Origin of the sequence: Nocardioides dongkuii (genome assembly GCF_014127485.1) — a bacterium.
GTDB classification, from domain to species: Bacteria; Actinomycetota; Actinomycetes; order Propionibacteriales; family Nocardioidaceae; genus Nocardioides; species Nocardioides dongkuii.
In genome coordinates this window covers 2,927,320-2,946,210 of sequence record NZ_CP059903.1, presented here as the reverse complement: position 1 = coordinate 2,946,210, position 18,891 = coordinate 2,927,320, and the positions used below count along the sequence as shown (strand labels likewise).

At 74.9% G+C, this 18,891-nt stretch carries 17 protein-coding genes; 12 read left to right on the top strand and 5 right to left on the bottom strand.

All coding sequences use genetic code 11. The features are described from left to right. The first annotated feature begins 3 nt into the window (after positions 1–3). A complete protein-coding gene (locus H4O22_RS14195) occupies positions 4–2,121 on the top strand; it encodes an N-acetylmuramoyl-L-alanine amidase (RefSeq protein WP_182524029.1) in 2,118 nt (705 codons plus the stop codon). Positions 2,122–2,134: 13 nt separating this feature from the next. On the opposite strand, the gene H4O22_RS14190 is transcribed toward H4O22_RS14195, so the two are convergent. Continuing rightward, complete coding sequence (locus H4O22_RS14190; protein WP_182524028.1) at positions 2,135–2,872, bottom strand: TIGR03089 family protein; 738 nt, start codon at positions 2,870–2,872, stop codon at positions 2,135–2,137. 52 nt (positions 2,873–2,924) lie between these two features. Here H4O22_RS14190 and H4O22_RS14185 point away from each other — a divergent pair, with 52 nt between their 5' ends. Next, positions 2,925–4,028, top strand: a complete 1,104-nt coding sequence (locus H4O22_RS14185; protein ID WP_182524027.1) for a mannose-1-phosphate guanylyltransferase — start codon at positions 2,925–2,927, stop codon at positions 4,026–4,028. A gap of 4 nt (positions 4,029–4,032) precedes the next feature. On the opposite strand, the gene H4O22_RS14180 is transcribed toward H4O22_RS14185, so the two are convergent. From H4O22_RS14180 to cofD, 3 genes are all read right to left on the bottom strand, one after another. Beyond that, positions 4,033–4,800 (bottom strand): DUF3105 domain-containing protein, encoded by a 768-nt coding sequence (locus H4O22_RS14180; protein ID WP_182524026.1) that lies wholly within the window; start codon positions 4,798–4,800, stop codon positions 4,033–4,035. A 74-nt stretch (positions 4,801–4,874) separates the two neighbouring features. Next, entirely contained in the window at positions 4,875–5,837 is a 963-nt protein-coding gene (cofE, locus tag H4O22_RS14175) for a coenzyme F420-0:L-glutamate ligase (protein ID WP_182524025.1), read from the bottom strand. Further along, a complete protein-coding gene (cofD, locus tag H4O22_RS14170; protein ID WP_182524024.1) occupies positions 5,834–6,847 on the bottom strand; it encodes a 2-phospho-L-lactate transferase in 1,014 nt (337 codons plus the stop codon). Before cofD ends, cofE begins: the two co-directional genes overlap by 4 nt. A gap of 212 nt (positions 6,848–7,059) precedes the next feature. On the opposite strand from cofD, the gene H4O22_RS14165 reads away from it, so the two are divergent. The 3 genes from H4O22_RS14165 to H4O22_RS14155 all read left to right on the top strand — a co-directional run bounded on the left by H4O22_RS14165 (position 7,060) and on the right by H4O22_RS14155 (position 11,670). Continuing rightward, entirely contained in the window at positions 7,060–7,314 is a 255-nt protein-coding gene (locus H4O22_RS14165) for a WhiB family transcriptional regulator (protein ID WP_182527147.1), read from the top strand. A gap of 127 nt (positions 7,315–7,441) precedes the next feature. Further along, positions 7,442–10,324: a glycosyltransferase gene (locus H4O22_RS14160; RefSeq protein WP_182524023.1), complete on the top strand. Its 2,883-nt coding sequence runs from the start codon at positions 7,442–7,444 to the stop codon at positions 10,322–10,324. Continuing rightward, a complete protein-coding gene (locus H4O22_RS14155) occupies positions 10,321–11,670 on the top strand; it encodes a DUF5719 family protein (protein ID WP_182524022.1) in 1,350 nt (449 codons plus the stop codon). The genes H4O22_RS14160 and H4O22_RS14155 overlap by 4 nt, the downstream gene beginning before the upstream one ends. Positions 11,671–11,701: 31 nt before the next feature. Here the strand turns inward: H4O22_RS14155 and H4O22_RS14150 are convergent, their stop codons facing one another. Then, positions 11,702–12,148, bottom strand: a complete 447-nt coding sequence (locus H4O22_RS14150) for a metallopeptidase family protein (protein ID WP_182524021.1) — start codon at positions 12,146–12,148, stop codon at positions 11,702–11,704. Positions 12,149–12,197: 49 nt separating this feature from the next. Here H4O22_RS14150 and H4O22_RS14145 point away from each other — a divergent pair, with 49 nt between their 5' ends. The 7 genes from H4O22_RS14145 (at position 12,198) to ahcY (ending at position 18,882) form a co-directional block, all read left to right on the top strand. Next, the gene (locus H4O22_RS14145; protein WP_182524020.1) at positions 12,198–12,557 is read left to right on the top strand and encodes a DUF3499 domain-containing protein; all 360 of its coding nucleotides are present in this window, start codon (positions 12,198–12,200) and stop codon (positions 12,555–12,557) included. 46 nt (positions 12,558–12,603) lie between these two features. After that, entirely contained in the window at positions 12,604–13,983 is a 1,380-nt protein-coding gene (locus H4O22_RS14140; RefSeq protein ID WP_182524019.1) for a phosphomannomutase/phosphoglucomutase, read from the top strand. Next, positions 13,980–14,162 (top strand): Trm112 family protein, encoded by a 183-nt coding sequence (locus H4O22_RS14135; RefSeq protein WP_182524018.1) that lies wholly within the window; start codon positions 13,980–13,982, stop codon positions 14,160–14,162. Before H4O22_RS14140 ends, H4O22_RS14135 begins: the two co-directional genes overlap by 4 nt. Positions 14,163–14,172: 10 nt before the next feature. Beyond that, positions 14,173–15,210: an SIS domain-containing protein gene (locus H4O22_RS14130; RefSeq protein WP_182524017.1), complete on the top strand. Its 1,038-nt coding sequence runs from the start codon at positions 14,173–14,175 to the stop codon at positions 15,208–15,210. 29 nt (positions 15,211–15,239) lie between these two features. Continuing rightward, complete coding sequence (locus H4O22_RS14125) at positions 15,240–16,343, top strand: acyltransferase family protein (RefSeq protein WP_182524016.1); 1,104 nt, start codon at positions 15,240–15,242, stop codon at positions 16,341–16,343. Positions 16,344–16,388: 45 nt separating this feature from the next. Then, positions 16,389–17,336 carry a DUF808 domain-containing protein gene (locus tag H4O22_RS14120; RefSeq protein WP_182524015.1) on the top strand — a complete coding sequence of 316 codons (948 nt, stop codon included), beginning with the start codon at positions 16,389–16,391 and terminating at the stop codon, positions 17,334–17,336. A gap of 94 nt (positions 17,337–17,430) precedes the next feature. After that, a complete protein-coding gene (gene ahcY / locus H4O22_RS14115; protein ID WP_182524014.1) occupies positions 17,431–18,882 on the top strand; it encodes an adenosylhomocysteinase in 1,452 nt (483 codons plus the stop codon). Positions 18,883–18,891: the final 9 nt, after the last annotated feature.

The following is an 18,891-nucleotide window of genomic DNA, read 5'->3' as shown; positions in this document are numbered from 1 at the left end:
GTCATGCCTGCCTCGAAAAGCCGTTTCGTCACCGCCTGCCAGCAGCTGCTGGCCCTCGGTGTCGTGCTGGCCGTGCTCACCCCTGCCGCCAGCATCGTGACCCTGGACGTGGTCCACGAGGCGCCGCTCGGGGGCGCCGTGCCGGCGGCTCCGACCAGCGGCATGGCGGCGTACTCCCACGTCTCCGCGCAGGCCTCGCTCGTCCCGGCCGCGCCGGTCGAGGCGACGGTCGAGGAGGTGTCGCTGACGGCCCCCGCGACCACGGTCGCCGGCCGCGTGAAGGCGCCCACCCTCGAGGCCCGTCGGACGACGGCCGCCGACGGCGCCGCGGCGCTGACCAGCACCCCGCAGCCGGTGACCGGGTACGGCGCGGTCGGCGTCACCTGGCAGCACGGGCTCGCGGTCGACGACGAGTCGATCGAGTTCGGGGTGCGCACCCTCGACGACGGCGTCTGGTCGGACTGGGCGCCGATGGAGTACCACGACGAGCACGGGCCCGACCCCGACAGCCCCGAGGGCCAGCAGGCCCGCCCGGGCACGACCGAGCTGCTGGTCGGCGAGGTCGACCAGGTGCAGGTGCAGGTCACCGCGCAGGACGCGCTGCCCGCCGACATGAAGCTCGCCGTCATCGACCCGGGCCAGAGCGAGGCCGAGGAGCTGGAGAAGGCCGAGATCGACACCGGCCTCCTCGACGGCGAGCAGCCGGCCCCGGCCCCGGCCACGCCGGCCGCGCCCGAGGCAGCGGAGGACGAGGCCATGGAGCTCTCGGCGGCCATCTACACGCCCAAGCCCACGATCTACTCCCGCGCCCAGTGGGGCGCCGACGAGCGGCTGCGCGACAAGGGGTCGCTGCACTACTACGAGGTGCACGCCGGCTTCGTCCACCACACGGTGAACGCCAACGAGTACAGCAGGGCCGAGGTGCCCGGGATCCTGCGGAGCATCTACGCCTACCACACCCGTTCCCGGGGCTGGAGCGACCTCGGCTACAACTACCTCGTCGACCGGTTCGGCCGGATCTGGGAGGGTCGCGCCGGCGGCGTCGACCGCCCCGTGGTCGGCGCGCACACCCTGGGCTACAACGACTACTCCTTCGCGATGTCGGCCATCGGCAACTTCGAGCTGAAGAAGCCCGGCCGCGCGATGGTCCAGGCGTACGGCGCGCTGTTCGCCTGGAAGCTCTCCCTGCACGGCGTGGCGGCGTCCTCGACCAACCAGGTGGTCGGCCCGCGCACGTTCCCGGGCATCAACGGCCACCGCGACGCCGGCTCGACCGCCTGCCCGGGCAAGTACCTCTACGCCAAGATCCCCAAGATCCGGAAGCTCGCGGCCGGCGCCCAGCAGGGCTGGTCCGGGCGCGAGCTGGAGTCGAACATCGCCGGCTCGCCGCACCCCGACCTGGTGGTCCGGCGCGCGAGCGACGCCCGGCTGATGGTCTGGCCCACGACGGTCTCCGCCACGGGCGTGGCCGGGATGGGCCGGCCGATCGACACCGGGCGCACGATCAAGCGGGTGGACCGGCTGATGAACGCCGGCGACTGGGACCGCGACGGCTTCGGCGACATCGTCATGCGCAAGAGGAACGGCAACCTGCTGGTGCGGCCGGGCAACGGCGCCGGGCAGTTCGGCAAGGCCACCAGGATCGGCACCGGCTTCGGCGGGGTGAAGCTGCTCGCCGCGGTCGGCGACATGACCGGCGACGGCTGGCCGGACCTGATGGGCCAGGTCGGCGGCGTGATGCGGATCTACCCCGGCCGCGGCGCGCAGGCGCTCGGCTCCAGCTACGTCGCGCACGCCAAGATCAAGGGCGCCCGGCTCTCCGGCATCGGCCGCTGGGACACCGACGGCGCCCCGGACAGCCTGGTGCGCAGCGGGCGCTCGCTGGTGCTCTACCCGGGCAACGGCCCCGGCGGCCTGACCGGGGCGCGCACCCTGTCGGGCAACGTGTCGGCGTACGACTGGGTGATCGGCATCCGCGACATCGGCCTGGTCGGGCGCCCGGACGTCGTGGTCCGCGAGAAGGCCAGCGGCCGGTTGCTGCTCCTGCCCGGGACGGCGAACGGGGTCGGCGCCCCCGTGCACCTGGACACCGGCGCCGAGGGGTTCGATCTGGCGGGCTGAGCCCGCAACCCGATCAGTCCTGGTGGTTCCCGCGCGGGAAGCGGGCCGTGGCGCGCTCGGCGGCGTACGTCGCCTCGAGCCGCTCCGGGTCGGCATGGGCCACCAGGACCAGCGAGCCGCTCCTCGCGAGCGGCTCCGCGAAGGAGGCGATCCCCGGTGGGGAAGCCGGGTTCGCCTCCGACAGGAGACGGCCGCCGTCGGTGAGGAGACTCCCGGCGGCGGCCGTCTCCCACAGCTGCGCCTGCGTGGTGGTGACGCCCGCCCAGGACACGGCCGGGTCGTCGGGGGTCGGCGGGTCCCACGGGATGAACGAGTCCGGCTGCGACCAGATCTCCACCCCGACGTCGTGCACGCCGGCCGGCAGCGGGTCGGCGAACCGGACCCCCATCGGCAGCAGCGAGCACGCCAGCACCGGTACGTCGTCCGCCGCGGCCGCCCAGCGCGCGAGCGTCCCCGGTCCGCACACGACCGCGTCCGGCTCGTCGTCGTCGGTCACCACCAGGCCGGCCGCCCAGGCCGCGCCGAGGAAGACCGGCCCCAGCCAGTGGCTCGGGAGGTCGACCCGCAGGGTGCCGCCGCGCTCGAGGTCGTGCTCCTCGACGAGCAGCGAGGCGGCCTTGGCGACCCAGTTGGCGTAGGTCGTCACCGACAGCTCGACCCGCTCCCCGGTGGCGTGGTCGTAGAAGGTCACCAGGGGTCGGCCGGGCTCGGTGCGCAGCAGGCCGTCGAGCAGCCGGGAGAAGGTGGTCACGACCTGGAGACTACGGACCTGCGCCCGGGTGCCACGCCCTAGGCTCCTGGCCATGACGAGCGTCGGGGGAGAGAACACGGACACGATCGAGGGGTTCTGGGCGGTGGTGCCCGCGGGGGGTGCCGGCACCCGGCTGTGGCCGCTGTCGCGGGCCGCCGCGCCGAAGTTCCTCCGCGACCTCACGGGTAGCGGCCGCTCGCTGCTCCAGGAGACCCACGACCGGCTGGCGCCGCTCGTCGACGACCGGTTCCTGGTGGTCACGGGCGCGGCCCACCGCGAGGCCGTGGTCGAGCAGCTCGCGGGGGTGGCCCCGGAGTGCGTGCTCGCCGAGCCCTCGCCGCGCGACTCGATGGCCGCCATCGGCCTGGCCGCCGCGATCCTCGAGCTGACCGACCCGGAGGCGGTGATGGGCTCGTTCGCCGCGGACCACGTGATCACCGACCGCGCCGCGTTCGGGGTGGCCGTGGCGACCGCGGTCGCCGCCGCCCGGGACGGCTGGCTGGTCACGCTCGGCATCGACCCGACGTTCCCCTCCTCGGCCTTCGGCTACATCCGCCTCGGCGACCCGCTCGCGGGCCACGAGGGGGTGTTCGGCGTCGAGGCGTTCGTCGAGAAGCCCTCGCCGGAGGTGGCCGAGGGCTACCTGGCGTCGGGCAGCTACCGCTGGAACGCCGGCATGTTCGTGGTCCGCCCGACGGTGCTGCTGGACCTGCTGGCGGCCGAGCACCCGGAGTTCGCCGTACGCCTGCGGGAGATCGCCGCGGACCGGTCCCGGCTCGCCGAGCTCTGGCCGGACCTGCCCAAGATCGCGCTCGACCACGCCGTCGCCGAGCCGGCCGCGGCCGCCGGCCGCGTGGTGACAGTGCCGGCGTCGTTCGGCTGGGACGACATCGGCGACTTCGACTCGCTCGCCACCCTGCTGCCCGCCACCCCGGGGCGGCCCACGGTCCTCGGCGACGAGGCGCTCGTGCACGCCATCGACGCCACCGGCCTGGTGGTGCCGCGCTCGGGGCGCACCATCGCCGTGGTCGGGCTCGAGGACGTCGTCGTGGTCGACACCCCGGACGCCCTCCTGGTCACGACCCGCGCGCACGCGCAGGCCGTCAAGCAGGTCGTCGCCGGCCTCCAGGACGGGGGCCAGCGCGACCTGACCTGAGGTCCTACTGGACGGTCGGCTCGGGGGAGTCGGTGTAGGGGTAGGTCTTCACGAACTCCTCGAGCGCCTCGCCGCTGGGCTCGCTGCAGTACTGCCACACGCCGACCTGCTTGGTCGGGTCGGTCTCGCCGGCGCCGCCGACGGACCAGTGCGTCATGGCGACGTGCTGGCCCTCGGGGAACTCGCCGCCGTGCGCCTTGTCGTCGTCCTTGGTCCAGGGCGCGACGATGAACTTCGAGCGGTAGTTGCTGGTGCCCTCGAACTTCGCGGCGAACGCGCGGAGGTGGTCGACCGCCTCGTCGTCGTCGGCGATCGTCTCGTCGTACCAGACGATGTTGTAACCGTGCTCGGAGTTGTGGACCAGCGACTCCAGCTCGGGGCGGTCCTCGGCGGTGTAGAACTTCCGCTCGAACGGGGCCGGCGAGCCGAGGGCGTTCCAGTGCGCGCCGAAGGCCGGCGGGGAGTGGTCGTAGGTGACCTGCTGCGCCTCGTCCACGTGGTCGCCGGAGCCCTCGGCGGACTCGGTGACCGGGTCGGTGCAGACCGACGCCGGAGCGCCGATCTCCGCCAGCGGCACGTCGGCGTACTCACCGGCGTCGAGCGAGTCCTTGATCGGCCCCCACGCCGCGGCGCCGACGATGAGCAGCGCCACCAGCAGGCACGCGCCCACGATGGCGAAGCCCCGGCGCTTCTCGGCGCCCTTCTGCTTCTTGCGGATGTCGTCGATGACCGCCTGGCGGTCGGACTTGGCAGACTTCGGGGTCTTGGCCACGGTTGGGGGTTCCTCGCGGTCGATGGGCGGCACGGACGCCCGGGGCGGTGCCGCGCCGGGTCCAGCAGGGGAGTCTACGGACCGACGGGCGTCAGCCGTGCGGCGACGGCGGAATCGCCGGCACGCGTCGTCCAGCCGTGGGCGTACGCGAGCGCCGCGAGGACGGCCGGATCGGCGCCGGTGACGACCAGGTCGTCGCCGTCGGGGTGCACCTCGGCGTCCGAGACCGCGGCCAGCGCGGCCGCCAGCTCCTGGGGGTCCGCGGCGGCGCCGAACGGCGTGCGGTCGGCGGGGTCGCCGGCCAGGGCGCGGACGACGGCCTCGCGGGCGCCGTACCCGAACAGGTCGCCGCCCTCGGCCCGCACCAGCGCCACCGCGCCCGGTCCGGCCTCGCCGGGCGGGAGGACCAGGTCGGCCCGGCCGCGGACGACCGCGAACGGGCGGCCGGCGAGCTTGCCCTGCGCGAGCTCCGCCGCGCCGGCGATCTCGTCGGCGACCGCCGGGGCGGTGACCGCGAGCGGGTTGCCGTGCGGGTCCGTGCGCCCGGCGTAGTCCTCGGCGACGAGCAGCCCGGCGGCGCCCACCGCGAGGTCGGTCTGGCCCTCCCGCCACGCACGGCCGGCCGTGTCGGTCACGACCACCCCGACCGTGCGGCCGGTCCGCTCCTGCAGTGCGGCGCGGAGCGCCCGGGCCGAGGCGTCGGGGTCCTCGGGCAGCAGCACGATCGAGCCCAGCTCGACGTTCGAGGCGTCGATGCCGGCCGCCGCCATGGTCAGGCCGTGCCGGGTGCGGACGATCGTGGTCGGGCCCCGCCGGGCCACGACGCGGACGGTCTCGGCGGCCAGTGCCTCGTCGCGCTCGCCCCGGCGTACCCGCCCCTCGGCCTTGCTGACCACCTTGCTCGTCACGACGACGACGTCGCCGTCGAGCAGGGCGACCTGCTCGCGCTCGAGGGCGGCGAGCAGCAGCGCGGCCACGTCGTCGCCGTCCCGCACCTCCGGCACGCCGTCGGGGGCCAGCACCTCCAGGCGGTTCACCGGCGCACGAGCCCAACGGCGGCGGCGGCCATCGCCGCCGTGGCCTCCGGGTCGGTCATCATCAGCGGTACGGCGGCCGCGGCCAGGCCGGCGTCCTGCAGCCGGCCGAGCTGGTCGGCGTCCCGCTCGTCGACCAGCCACCCGTCGAGGACCCCGCCGGCGGAGCGGGCGCCGTAGTGCAGCCCCACCCCCGCGGCGCTCACCTCGACCCCGATGGTGCCCAGCAGCTGCTCGGCCATGCCGCGCACGTGGCTGCCGCCGACGATGGGGGAGAGGCCGACGACGGGGGCGGACGTCGCCGCCAGCGCCTCGCGCACCTGCGGCACGCCGAGGATGGTGCCGACGCTGACGACCGGATTCGAGGGCGGCAGCAGCACGAGGTCCGCCTCGGCGAGGGCGTCCAGCACGCCCGGTCCGGGGGTCGACTGGTCCAGACCGACGACGAGCACCGCCTCGGCCGGCACCGAGGCGCGCAGCCGCACCCAGTACTCCTGGAAGTGCACCACCCGGCGGCCGCTGGGGCTCTCGGGGTCGGCGATCGCGATGTGGGTCTCCACCCGGTCGTCGCTCATCGGCAGCAGCCGCACGCCGTCGCCGTACGTCGGGGAGAGCCAGCGCCGGCACAGCGCCTCGGTCACCTGGGAGAGCGGGAAGCCGGCCTCGAGCATCTGGGTGCGGACCAGGTGGGTGGCGACGTCGCGGTCGCCCAGACCGAACCAGGTGGGCTCCACGCCGTACGCCGCCAGCTCGGTGCGCACGCTCCAGGTCTCCTCGCGCCGGCCCCAGCCGCGCTCGGGGTCGATGCCGTCGCCGAGGGTGTACATCACGGTGTCGAGGTCGGGGCAGACCTTGAGGCCGTGCACCCAGAGGTCGTCGGCGGTGTTCGCGACCACCGTGACGCGGGCGTCGGCGGCGACGCCGGGGAGGGTGCCGGAGGAGATGCCGTGGAGGAGCCCCTGGAGGAAGCGGGCCCCGCCCATGCCGCCCGAGAGGACCGTGATGTTCTGCATGGTGCCCACTCTTCCCTACGCCCTCCGGCGGCTTGCACGGTTCCCCGGTCGGCCATACCAGATCCGTGCTTGACTTCCGGTGTACGACAGGCATGTAATTCCACCAGTGTCAGCACAGGGTCCCGCAGCACGGCCGGACCGACTCCGGCAGGAAACGCGCAGTGGGGCTTGGACGTGGGTCCGAGCACGACCGGGTCGAAAGGGCGACAGCCGTGAGAGAACTCTTTCTCCTCGACGGGAACGCCGAGGAAGCGGGATGGCAGGAGCGTGCGTTGTGCGCTCAGACCGATCCCGAAGCGTTCTTCCCTGAGAAGGGAGGATCGACGAGGGAGGCCAAGAAGGTCTGCCTCACCTGTGAGGTGCGCGACGACTGCTTGGAGTCCGCACTGATGAACGACGAGCGGTTCGGCATCTGGGGCGGTCTCTCCGAGAGGGAGCGCCGCAAGCTGAAGAAGCGCGCAGTCTGAGAAGCACCACCTGAGCAGCACCACCTGAGAGAGCCCCGGCCGCCACCGCCGGGGCCTTCTCTCATTTCAGGGGGCTCCGGCACACCCCGCCGGGGCGCCGCCCGCGGGTCGTCTAGGGTCGGGAAGCGTGTCTGCACCCCGTTCCGTCGCCGCGCTGGTGGTCAGCCACGACGGCGCCCGGTGGCTCCCGGCGGTGCTCGAGGGGCTCCGCGCCCAGACCGTCGCGGTCGACCGGGTCGTGGCCGTCGACACCGGGAGCAAGGACGACAGCGCCGCCCTGCTGGAGCAGGCCTTCGGCGACGTACGCCGGGTCAGCGGCGCTACGACGTTCCCCGCCGCGGTCCTCGAGGGGCTCGACGCGCTGCGGGCCGGTGCGGCCGAGCTGCCGGAGTGGGTCTGGATCCTCCACGACGACAGCAACCCGGAGCCGACCTGCCTCGCGGAGCTGCTGGCGGCGGCCGACGCCGACCCCGACGCCGACGTCCTGGGGCCCAAGCTGCGCGAGTGGCCCTCGCTGCGGCGGCTGCTCGAGCTCGGCGTCACGATCTCCGGGACCGGCCGGCGCGAGACCGGCCTGGAACGCGGCGAGTACGACCAGGGCCAGCACGACGAGGTCCGCACGGTCCTGGCGGTGCACACCGCCGGGATGCTGGTGCGGCGCACCGTCCTCGAGGAGCTCGGCGGCTTTGACCCCCATCTGCCGATCTTCGGCAACGACCTCGACTTCGGCTGGCGGGCCGCGCAGGCCGGCCACCGCACGATCGTGGTCCCGCAGGCCGTGGTCTTCCACGCCGAGGCCGCCCACCGCGGCGTACGGCGCACGCCCCTGACCGGGCGGCACACCCACTACCAGGAGCGCCGGGCGGCGCTGTGGACGCTGCTGGCGAACGCCCCGACCCGGGCGCTGCCGTTCCAGGTGCTGCGGCTCGCGCTCGGGACCCTGCTCCGCGTCCTCGGCTTCCTGCTGGTCCGCTCGGTCGGGCAGGCGCTCGACGAGCTCGCCGCGCTGGTGTCGGTCTACTCGCACCCCGGCGAGCTGCGCGCCGCCCGCCGGGACCGGGCGGCGGCCCGGGTCGCTCCGCCCGAGGAGGTACGGCGGCTGCTGCCCCCGTGGTGGATGCCCTACCGGCACGGGCTGGACTTCCTCAGCGACCTCGCCACGGCGGCCACCGACCAGGCCGCGGACGTCGCCGAGCGCCGCCGGGCGGCGAAGGCCGAGGCCGACCCGTCGTCGTTCGCCGCCCGCCGGCCCGTCGCTGACGACGACGAGGACGCCTGGTCCGAGGACACCGGCGTCGTGGCGCGGTTCCTGACCAACCCGGTCGCGGTGCTGCTGGCCGGCTTCGTGCTGCTCGCGCTCGTGGGCTCCCGCGACGCCCTGGGCGGCGACCTCTCCGCGGCCGGCCTGTCGCCGGCCCCCGACGGGGCGCGCGACTGGTGGGGCCTGCACCTGGCCACCTGGCACGAGCTGGGCAGCGGGACCGCGGTCCCCGCGCCGGCGTACGTCCTGCCGCTGGCGCTGCTCGCGACCCTGCTCGGCGGGAGCGCGGGCGCCGCCGTGTCCGCGGTGCTCCTGCTCAGCGTCCCGGTGGCGGTGTGGGGCGCCTGGCGGCTGCTGCGCGTGGTGGGCCGGCTGGTCTCCCCGCGCGGCGCGCCGCGCTGGGTGGTCCTGTGGGGCGCCGCGACGTACGCGCTGGTGCCGGTGGTCAGCGGCGCCTGGCACGACGGCCGCCTCGGTCTCGTGGTCGGCGCGGCGCTGCTGCCGTGGCTCGGGCACGCGGCGCTCGGCTTCGCCGACCCCGAGGCGGACCGGCGCTGGCGGGCCGCGTGGCGGACCGGCCTGCTGCTGGCCGTCGTCACCGCGTTCGTGCCGGTCGCCTGGGTGCTGGCCGCCGCCACCGGCCTGGTGGTGCTGGCCGCCGCGACCGCGGTGGTCCGCTCGGCGGTGCGGGACCGGTCGGTCTGGGGCCCGCCGGCCGTCGCGGTCGCCGTGCCCCCGGTCCTGCTGCTGCCGTGGTGGCTGCCCGCCGTCCTCGAGCGCGCCGCCGAGGGTCTCCTGCTCGACGCCGGCCGGCTCCCGGGCCCGACCGCCTCGGGGGTCGGGCTGCTCGTCGGCCGCCTCGACGGGCTCGGCGCGCCGGAGTGGCTCGGCTGGATCCCGCTGGTGCTCGCGGTGCTCGCGCTGGTGCCGCGAGCCACCCGGATCCCCGTGCTGGTCTGCTGGGTGGTGGCGCTCGCCGTCGCCGCCGTCACCGCGCTGCTGGCGACGCTCTCCCTCGACCTCGCCGCGCTGACCGTGCCGGCCGCCACCGGGTTCCCGATGGTCGTCGTGCAGGGCCTGCTGGTGGTGGCGGCGACGCTCGGCGCGCAGGGCGCGGTGCTCGCGGCGCGGCGCAGCCGGTTCCGCGCCTGGCTGGTCGCCGGCGTCCCGCTCGCGGTCGCGGCCGCCGTGGTCCCGCTCGTCGGGCTGGGGTGGTTCGTCGTCGGGGACCACGGCTCGCTCGAGGACGGGCGCGACGACGTGATCCCGGCGTACATGGCGCAGAGCTCGGAGGTCGGGCCGGAGCACGGCGTGCTGGTCGTGCGCGGCGACGTCGCCGACGGGCTGTCGTACGTCGTCCGGCGCGGCGACGGCGTGACCGTCGGCGAGGACGAGGTCCTCGCGCTCAGCGCCGAGGACGCCGACCTCACCCGCGACGTCCGCACCCTGCTCTCGCGGCCCACCCGCGCGGTCGTGGCGGCGCTCGCCGACCGCGGCATCGAGTACGTCGTGCTGCCGGCCCCCGCCGACCCGGACGTGGCGGCCGCGCTCGACGCCACCAACGGCCTGGTGCAGGCGAGCGCCGAGGACCGGCAGACGCGGGCCTGGCAGGTCGACCTGCCCCTCGACCCCGGCGCCGTGGACGGGCCGACGTCCTGGCTGCGCGTGGTGCTGCTGGTCGTGCAGGGCCTGGCCATCGTGGTCGTCGCGGTGCTCTGCGCGCCCACCAGCGAGAGGAGGCGACGATGAGCCGCTCCCACGGGTCCCGCCGGTTCGACCCGACCGTGCTGCTGGCCGTGCTGCTCCCGCTGCTCTGCGTGGGGCTGCTGCTCGTCGCGGGCACCGAGGTCGAGGAGCCCGCCCCCGTCGCGCCGGCGAGCACCGCCCTGGGCACCGCGACGCTGGCCTGCCCCGCTGCCCTCCGGGGCACCCGCGAGGTGGCCGTCGCGACCAGCGAGGACGCCTCAGGGTCGGTCGAGGTCGGTACGGAGTCGGTGCGGGTCGCCCCGGGGCGCACCGCGGTCGCCGACGCGCCGCGCGCGGTCGTGGTGCGCGCCGAGGGTGACCTGGCTCCCGGGCTGGTGGCCGGCCGCTCCGGCACCGCGCCGCTCACGGCGACCGCCTGCCCCGCGCCCAGCGCCGACCAGTGGTTCACCGGCGTCGGCGCCGGGGCCCGCCGCTCCTCGGTGCTCGAGCTCGTCAACCCCAACGCCGGGCCGGCCGTCGCCGACGTGCTGCTGCTCGGCGGGGCCGGCGTCGTGGACGCGCCCCGGCTGCGCGGCGTGCTGGTGCCGGGCGGGGAGACCCGGCGCCTCGAGCTGGCCCGGCTCGCGCCGCAGCGCGGGGAGCTCGCGATGCGCGTGACCACCACCCGCGGGCGGCTGGTCGCGGCCGTCGAGGACACCGAGGACGAGCTCGGCGCGAGCCGGCCGACCACCGACTGGCTCGGCAGCCAGGCCGCGCCGGAGCGCACCAGCGTGCTGCTCGGGCTGGTCCGCGGCCCCGGCCGGCGCACCCTGGTGCTCGCCAACCCCGGGGACGACGAGGTCCGCGCGGAGCTGCGGGTCGTCACCGCCGACTCGGTCTTCGCCCCGAGCGGGCTCCAGGAGGTCCGCGTCGCCCCGGGCTCGACCCGCCGGGTCCTGCTCTCCGACCCGCTGCTGACTGCGACGGCCGACGGCGCCTACGGCCTGGAGGTGCGCGCCACCGCGCCCGTCACGGCCACCCTCCGGACCGTCGCGGACGGCGACCTCTCCCACGCCGTCCCGACCGATCCGGTCACCCGGCGGACCGTCGCCGTCGTGCCCGCCGGGACGAAGCGGCTGCTGCTCGCCGGGTTCGACGCCGTCGGGCTCGTGGACGTCGTCGCCCGGGACGCCGCGGGCCGGCGGGTGGCCCGCGAGCAGGTCGAGACGACCCCGGGCGCCGGCGCCGTCGTCGAGCTGCCCCGGACCGCCGTCCTGGTCGAGGTCGTCCCCGACCGCACCGCGGTGCGCGGCGCGGTGCTCACCACCGGCGACGGCGCGGCCGTCGTCCGGCTCCGTGAGCTGGTCCGCTCCGGGCTGGTCCCGGACGTCCGGCCCGGCCTGCCCTGAGCATCGCCCGGCCCGTCGGTCAGCCCGTCGGTCAGTCGTTCCCGTCCACGTCGTAGCGCGGGTCGACCTCGGCGGCGTCGATGCCGAGCAGCTCGGCGACCTGCTCGACGACCAGCGTCAGCACCATCGCCTCGAGGTCGCTGCGGGTCTCGCAGCGGTGCTCGATGGGCCGGCGGAAGAGCACCAGCCGGGTGGGCGTCGTGCCGGTGCCGCGGACGAGGGAGGACAGCGGGACGGTGGCGGGGTCCCAGTCGTCGGGGACCTGCGGCGCGTCCTCCACGGCGTACTCGACCAGGCCGAGGCGGTCCTGCCAGCGCTCGTCGACCTCGGTGACGATCCCCAGCACCAGGTCGTCGAAGCGCTGGCGGCCGGTGCGCAGCGCGGGCCGTCCCGGCTGGGCGGGGAGCACCCCGGGACCGCGCATGCCGCGGCCGCGGCGGTCGCGGGTGCGGCGGCGCGGGGCGAGCGGGCGGTCCATCCCGCGAGCCTAATCGGGCGTGACCGGGGCGGGAGGTACCGTCTGCCGCGTGAGTCGCACCCGCCGTTGTTCCCGCACCGCCTGCGGTCGTCCGGCGAGCGGCACGCTGACCTACGTGTACGCCGACCAGACGGCCGTCCTCGGCCCGCTCGCGACGTACGCCGAGCCGCACGCCTACGACCTGTGCGACCTGCACAGCGAGCGGCTCTCGGCCCCCCGCGGCTGGGAGGTGCTCCGGCTCGCGGCCGACCCGGCCGCCCAGGGCCCCTCCGGCGACGACCTCCTCGCGCTCGCCGACGCCGTCCGCGAGGCCGGCCGCCCGGCGCCCCAGGCCCGGGTCGCGCCCGCGGAGGAGACCGGTCGCGAGACCAGCCGCAAGGGTCACCTCCGGATGCTCACCACCGACTGACCCCGACCTGACCCGGCGCCGACCCCGACCCCCTAGGGTGCTGCCCATGGCCGACACCCTCGACCCCGCGAACGTCCACGCGATCTTCAAGGCGTACGACGTGCGGGGCACGGTCCCCGACCAGATCGACGAGACGCTGGCCCGGGCCACCGGCCGCGCCTACGTCCAGGTCGTCGGCGCGACCACGGTCGTCGTGGGCCATGACATGCGCCCGAGCTCGCCCGGCATGGCCGCGGCGTTCGCCCGCGGCGCCACGGAGGCCGGCGCCGACGTGGTGATGATCGGCCTGGCCTCGACCGACCAGCTGTACTTCGCCTCCGGCCACCTCGGCCACCCCGGCGTGATGTTCACCGCCAGCCACAACCCCGCGCAGTACAACGGGATCAAGATGTGCCGCGCGCACGCCGTCCCGATCGGGCTGGACACCGGCCTCGCCGAGATCCGCGACCTCGTCGTCGACCCCGGGCCGGTCTCCGGCGAGGTCGGCACGGTCGGGGAGGTCACCGAGCAGGACGTGCTCGAGGCGTACGCCGCCCACCTGCTGTCGCTGGCTCCCGTCACGGGCCGCCCGCTCCGCGTCGTCGTCGACGCCGGCAACGGGATGGCCGGGCACACCGCCCCCGCCGTCCTCGGCCTGCTGGGGGACCGCGTCGAGGTCGTGCCGATGTACTTCGAGCTCGACGGGACCTTCCCGAACCACGAGGCCAACCCGATCGAGCCCGCGAACCTCCGCGACCTGCAGGCGAAGGTGCTCGAGGTGGGCGCCGACGTCGGGCTCGCCTTCGACGGCGACGCCGACCGCTGCTTCCTGGTCGACGAGACCGGCCGCAACGTCTCGCCGAGCACGCTGACGGCGCTGATCGCGGCCCGCGAGCTGGCCAAGGAGCCGGGCGCGACGATCATCCACAACCTGATCACCTCTCGGGCCGTGCCCGAGCTGGTCACCGAGCTCGGCGGCACGCCGGTCCGCACCCGGGTGGGGCACTCCTTCATCAAGGCGCGGATGGCCGAGACAGACGCGATCTTCGGCGGCGAGCACAGCGGCCACTTCTACTTCCGCGACTTCTGGCGCGCCGACTCCGGCATGCTCGCCGCACTGCACGCCCTCGCGGCCCTGGCCGGCGCCGACCGCACGCTGTCCCAGCTGCTGGCCGAGTACGAGCGCTACCCCGTGAGCGGCGAGATCAACTCCGAGGTCGCCGACCAGGCGGCGGTGGTGGACGCCCTGGAGGCCGAGTACGGCACCCGCGACGGCGTCACCACCGACCGGCTCGACGGCCTCACCGTGTCCCACGCGGACTGGACCTTCAACGTCCGGCCGTCCAACACCGAGCCGCTGCTGCGGCTCAACGCCGAGGGGAAGGACGAACCCACCATGGCCACCATGCGCGACGAGGTGCTCGCGAAGATCCGGGGCACGCGATGACCGGGGACACCGCCGGGCTCGACCCCGCCCTGCTGGAGATCATCGTCTGCCCGCAGTGCCGCGGGCCGCTCGAGGTCGTCGGGGGCGAGCTCGCCTGCCAGGGCGAGTGCCGCCTGGTCTACCCCGTCCGCGAGGGCATCCCGGTGCTCCTCGTCGACGAGGCCCGGCGCCCGAGCTGATGGCCCGCTGATGGGCGTCTGGTTCGACGAGTCCCGGCTCGACGACGAGACCGCGCTCGCCGCGGCCGACCTCCGGCTGCGGACGCTGGCCGAGTCCGGCGCGCGGGTACGCCGCGAGGCGGGCGCCGCCGCCGAGGCCATCGACACCGCGGTCGCGCGCAGCCTCGAGCAGGACCGGCCGCGCGCCGTGATCGCCGCCGGCCCGGACAGCAGGCTGCTCCGCGCCGTCCTCGAGCCGTGGTGCCCGGTGCCGTTCGTGGCCTGGCCCGCCCCGGCCCTGCCCGGGTGGGCCGGCAGCCTCGACCTGGTGGTGGTCCTCGCGCCCGAGGGCTCCGACGCCGGGACGGCGTCCGCGGTCGCCGAGGCGGTGCGCCGCGGCTGCCAGGTCGTCGTCGCGTGCCCGCCGTCCTCGCTGGTCGCCGAGCACGCCGCGGGCCGGTGGAGCACGATCCTGCCGACCGCCACCGCCGACCAGCTCGCGACGGCCGTCGCGATGCTGGCCTTCCTCGACCGCGCCTCGCTCGGCCCGCCGGCCGACCCCGAGCAGGTCGCGTCCGCGCTCGACGAGGTCGCCACCGCCTGCGCTCCCCGCCGTGACATCGCGGTCAACCCGGCCAAGGTGCTGGCCATCGCCCTCGCCGACACCAACCCGCTGGTCTGGGGCGGCTCGGTGCTCGCGGCGCGGGCAGCCCGCCGGGTCGCGGAGTCGATCCGGCGCGCCAGCGGTCGCACCGCGCTCGCCGGCGACGCCGAGCACCTGCTGCCGGTCCTCGAGGCGGCCCGGCCGCGCAACGTCTTCGACGACCCGTTCGCCGACGAGGGCGGCGAGCTGCGCCCGATGCTGCTGGTGCTCGACGACGGCACCGAGGACCCGGTGGTCCGGGACCAGCGCGGCCGGCTGCAGACCGCGGCGCAGGCCCGCGGCGTACGCGTCGAGACGGTGACCGCGGAGGCCCCGACCGAGGTCGCCCGCTACGCCTCGCTGCTGCTGCACGGCACCTACGCCGCGGCGTACCTGCGCCTCGGCCTGGTCGAGGACGAGGACTAGTCACCGCCGCAGCCGGGTATCCCGGGGTCGTGCCCGCCCAGCGCGACCCCTGGTTCGACAACGCCAAGATGGCGCTGGTCACCCTGGTCGTCCTCGGCCACTCCTGGACGCTGCTGCCGGAGAGCCGCCTGCACGCGCACCTCTACGACTTCCTCTACGCCTGGCACGTGCCGGCGTTCGTGCTCGTCACCGGCTACCTCTCCCGGTCGTTCTCCTACGAGCGCCACCGGCTCTGGCAGCTGGTGCGCACGGTCGCCGTGCCCTACCTGCTCTTCGAGTGCGCGCTCGCGCTGTTCCGGGTGCACGTCGGCGGGGAGCGGCTCGAGGACCTGTTCACCGATCCGCACTGGCCGATGTGGTACCTCGCCGCGCTGTTCTTCTGGCGGCTGCTCGGGCCGCTGTTCCAGCGGATCCCGGGGGCGGTCCCGGTCGCCGTCGCGACCAGCCTGGTCGCGGGGCTCTACGCCGTGGACACCCTCGACCTGGCCCGGGTGCTCGGCCTGCTGCCGTTCTTCGTGGCGGGGCTGCTGGCCACGCCCGAGCAGCTCGCGCGGCTCCGCTCGCGCGGCGCCCAGGCCGCGGGGGTGCTCGTGCTGGCGGGCATCTGGCTGGCCACGACCTGGACCGACCGGTGGGCCAGCACCGAGTGGCTCTACTACCGCGCGCGGTACGACGAGCTCGCCGTCGGCGACGTGGAGGCGTTCGTGATCCGGGCGGTCGTGCTCGCGGTCGGTGCCCTGGGCGCGCTCGCGTTCCTGGCCCTGGTGCCCCGGACGGGAGGCTGGTTCAGCCGGATGGGTGCCTGGACGCTGGTGGTCTACCTGTTCCACGGGTTCGCGGTGCTGGGCGCCGAGTACGCCGAGTACCCGCGCTGGACCGCCGACCAGGGCGGCCTCGCGCTGCTGGTGACCAGCGCCGCGGCGGTGGGCCTGGCGCTCCTGCTGGCCTGGCGGCCGCTCGCGACCCTCCTGCACCACCTCGTGGACCCCCTCGGCTCCGCCCAGCGCAGCGTCGACCGGGCGGTCGACGTCGCGGTCGCCGAGGCCGAGACCGCCGTGATCAGCGAGGCGATCGCCGGGGCGGCGCTCGCGGCACCCGGGTCCGCGGGCCAGGATCCCGTGCCCGGCCGGTAGCCTTTCCGCCATGCCAGGCACGCAGACAGCGACAGTGGCGGCGCCGTGAGCGCCGGGTTGTTCGGGCTCCTCGACGACGTCGCCGCGATCGCGAGGCTGGCCGCGGCCTCGATCGACGACGTCGGTGCCGCCGCGGGCCGCGCCACCGCCAAGGCCGCCGGGGTCGTGGTCGACGACACCGCGGTGACCCCGCAGTACGTGCACGGCGTCACCGCCGACCGCGAGCTCCCGATGATCAAGCGGATCGCGATGGGGTCGTTCCGCAACAAGCTGCTCATCATCCTGCCGATCGCGCTGCTGCTCAGCCAGTTCCTCCCGGGCCTGCTGACGCCGATCCTGATGATCGGCGGTGCCTACCTCTGCTACGAGGGCGTCGAGAAGGTCTGGGGCAAGATCCGCGGCCACGAGCACCACGTCGCCCCCGTCACCGAGGTCGGCCCCGAGGCGGAGAAGACGATGGTTGCCGGCGCGGTCCGCACCGACCTGATCCTGTCCGCCGAGATCATGGTGATCGCGCTCAACGAGGTCTCCGACGAGGGCTTCTGGGCCCGCCTGGCGATCCTCGCCGTGGTGGCGGTCGTCATCACCGTCGTCGTGTACGGCGTGGTCGCGCTGCTGGTGAAGATCGACGACGTCGGCCTGCACCTGGCCGAGCGGTCCAGCGAGGCGTCCCAGCGGATCGGGCGGGGCCTGGTCCGCGCGATGCCCCACGTCCTGACGGTGATCTCGGTCGTCGGCACCGCCGCGATGCTGTGGGTGGGCGGGCACATCGAGCTGATCGGGCTCGACGAGCTGGGCTGGCACGCGCCGTACGACCTGGTGCACCACCTGGAGGAGGAGGTCCGCCACGCCGTCCCGGGCATCGGCGGCGTCCTGGGCTGGCTGGTCAACACGGTCGCGTCCGCCATCCTCGGCGTGCTGGTGGGCGCCGTGGTGCTGGCGGTCGTCCACCTGCTGCCCTTCGGCCGCAAGGACGCCGCGCCGGCCCACTGAGCGCGAGCGGCCGCGTCGCGAGGATTCCCTGTCGGGCGAAGCAGCGTCCTAACCTCTGGGGACGCGCACCACCGCCTCACCCTCAGGAGCCCCCATGGACTACAAGGTCGCCGACCTCAGCCTGGCCGACTACGGCCGCACCGAGATCCAGCTCGCCGAGCACGAGATGCCCGGCCTGATGGCGATGCGCGAGCGGTACGGCGCGGAGCAGCCCCTGAAGGGCGCCCGCATCGCGGGGTCGCTGCACATGACGATCCAGACCGCGGTCCTCATCGAGACGCTGGTCGCGCTCGGCGCCGAGGTCCGCTGGGCCTCGTGCAACATCTTCTCGACGCAGGACCACGCCGCGGCCGCGATCGCGGTGGGCCCGAACGGGACCCCCGAGGACCCGCAGGGCGTGCCGGTCTTCGCCTGGAAGGGCGAGACCCTCGAGGAGTACTGGTGGTGCGCGCAGCAGATCCTGGTCTGGCCCCACGGCCCGGACGGCGAGAAGCGCGCCGCGAACATGATCCTCGACGACGGCGGCGACGCCACCCTCCTGGTGCACCTGGGCGTCGAGGCCGAGAAGAAGGGCGAGGCGCCGGACCCGGCCACCGCCACCAGCACCGAGCAGCGGATCATCTTCGAGCTGATCAACGCCTCCCTCGCCGAGAGCAAGGACCGCTGGACCCAGGTCGCCGGTGAGCTCAAGGGCGTCACCGAGGAGACCACCACCGGGGTGCTGCGCCTCTACGACATGATGCGCGACGGGACGCTGCTGTTCCCGGCGATCAACGTCAACGACTCGGTCACCAAGTCGAAGTTCGACAACAAGTACGGCTGCCGCCACTCGCTCATCGACGGCATCAACCGCGCGACCGACGTCCTCATGGGCGGCAAGGTCGCCGTCGTCTGCGGGTACGGCGACGTCGGCAAGGGCTGCGCTGAGTCGCTGCGCGGCCAGGGCGCGCGCGTGATCGTCACCGAGATCGACCCGATCTGCGCGCTGCAGGCGGCGATGGACGGCTACCAGGTCGCCACGCTCGACGACGTCGTGGAGACCGCCGACATCATCATCACGGCGACCGGCAACAAGGACGTCGTCATGGTCGACCAGATGCTCCGGATGAAGAAGAACGCCATCCTCGGCAACATCGGCCACTTCGACAACGAGATCGACATGGCCGCCCTGGAGACCTACCCCGGCGTCGTCCGCAAGAACGTCAAGCCGCAGGTCGACGTGTGGACCTTCCCCGAGGGCGAGGGCAACGCGATCATCGTGCTCTCCGAGGGCCGGCTGCTGAACCTCGGCAACGCGACGGGTCACCCGTCGTTCGTGATGTCGAACTCGTTCACCAACCAGGTGCTCGGCCAGATCGAGCTGTTCACCAAGCCCGAGGAGTACCCCGTGGGCGTCTACGTGCTGCCCAAGCACCTCGACGAGGAGGTCGCCCGGCTGCACCTCGACGCCCTCGGCGTCCGGCTGACCACCCTGAGCGACTCGCAGGCGGCGTACCTCGGCGTCGACGTCGCCGGTCCCTACAAGTCCGACCAGTACCGCTACTGAGCGGCCGCC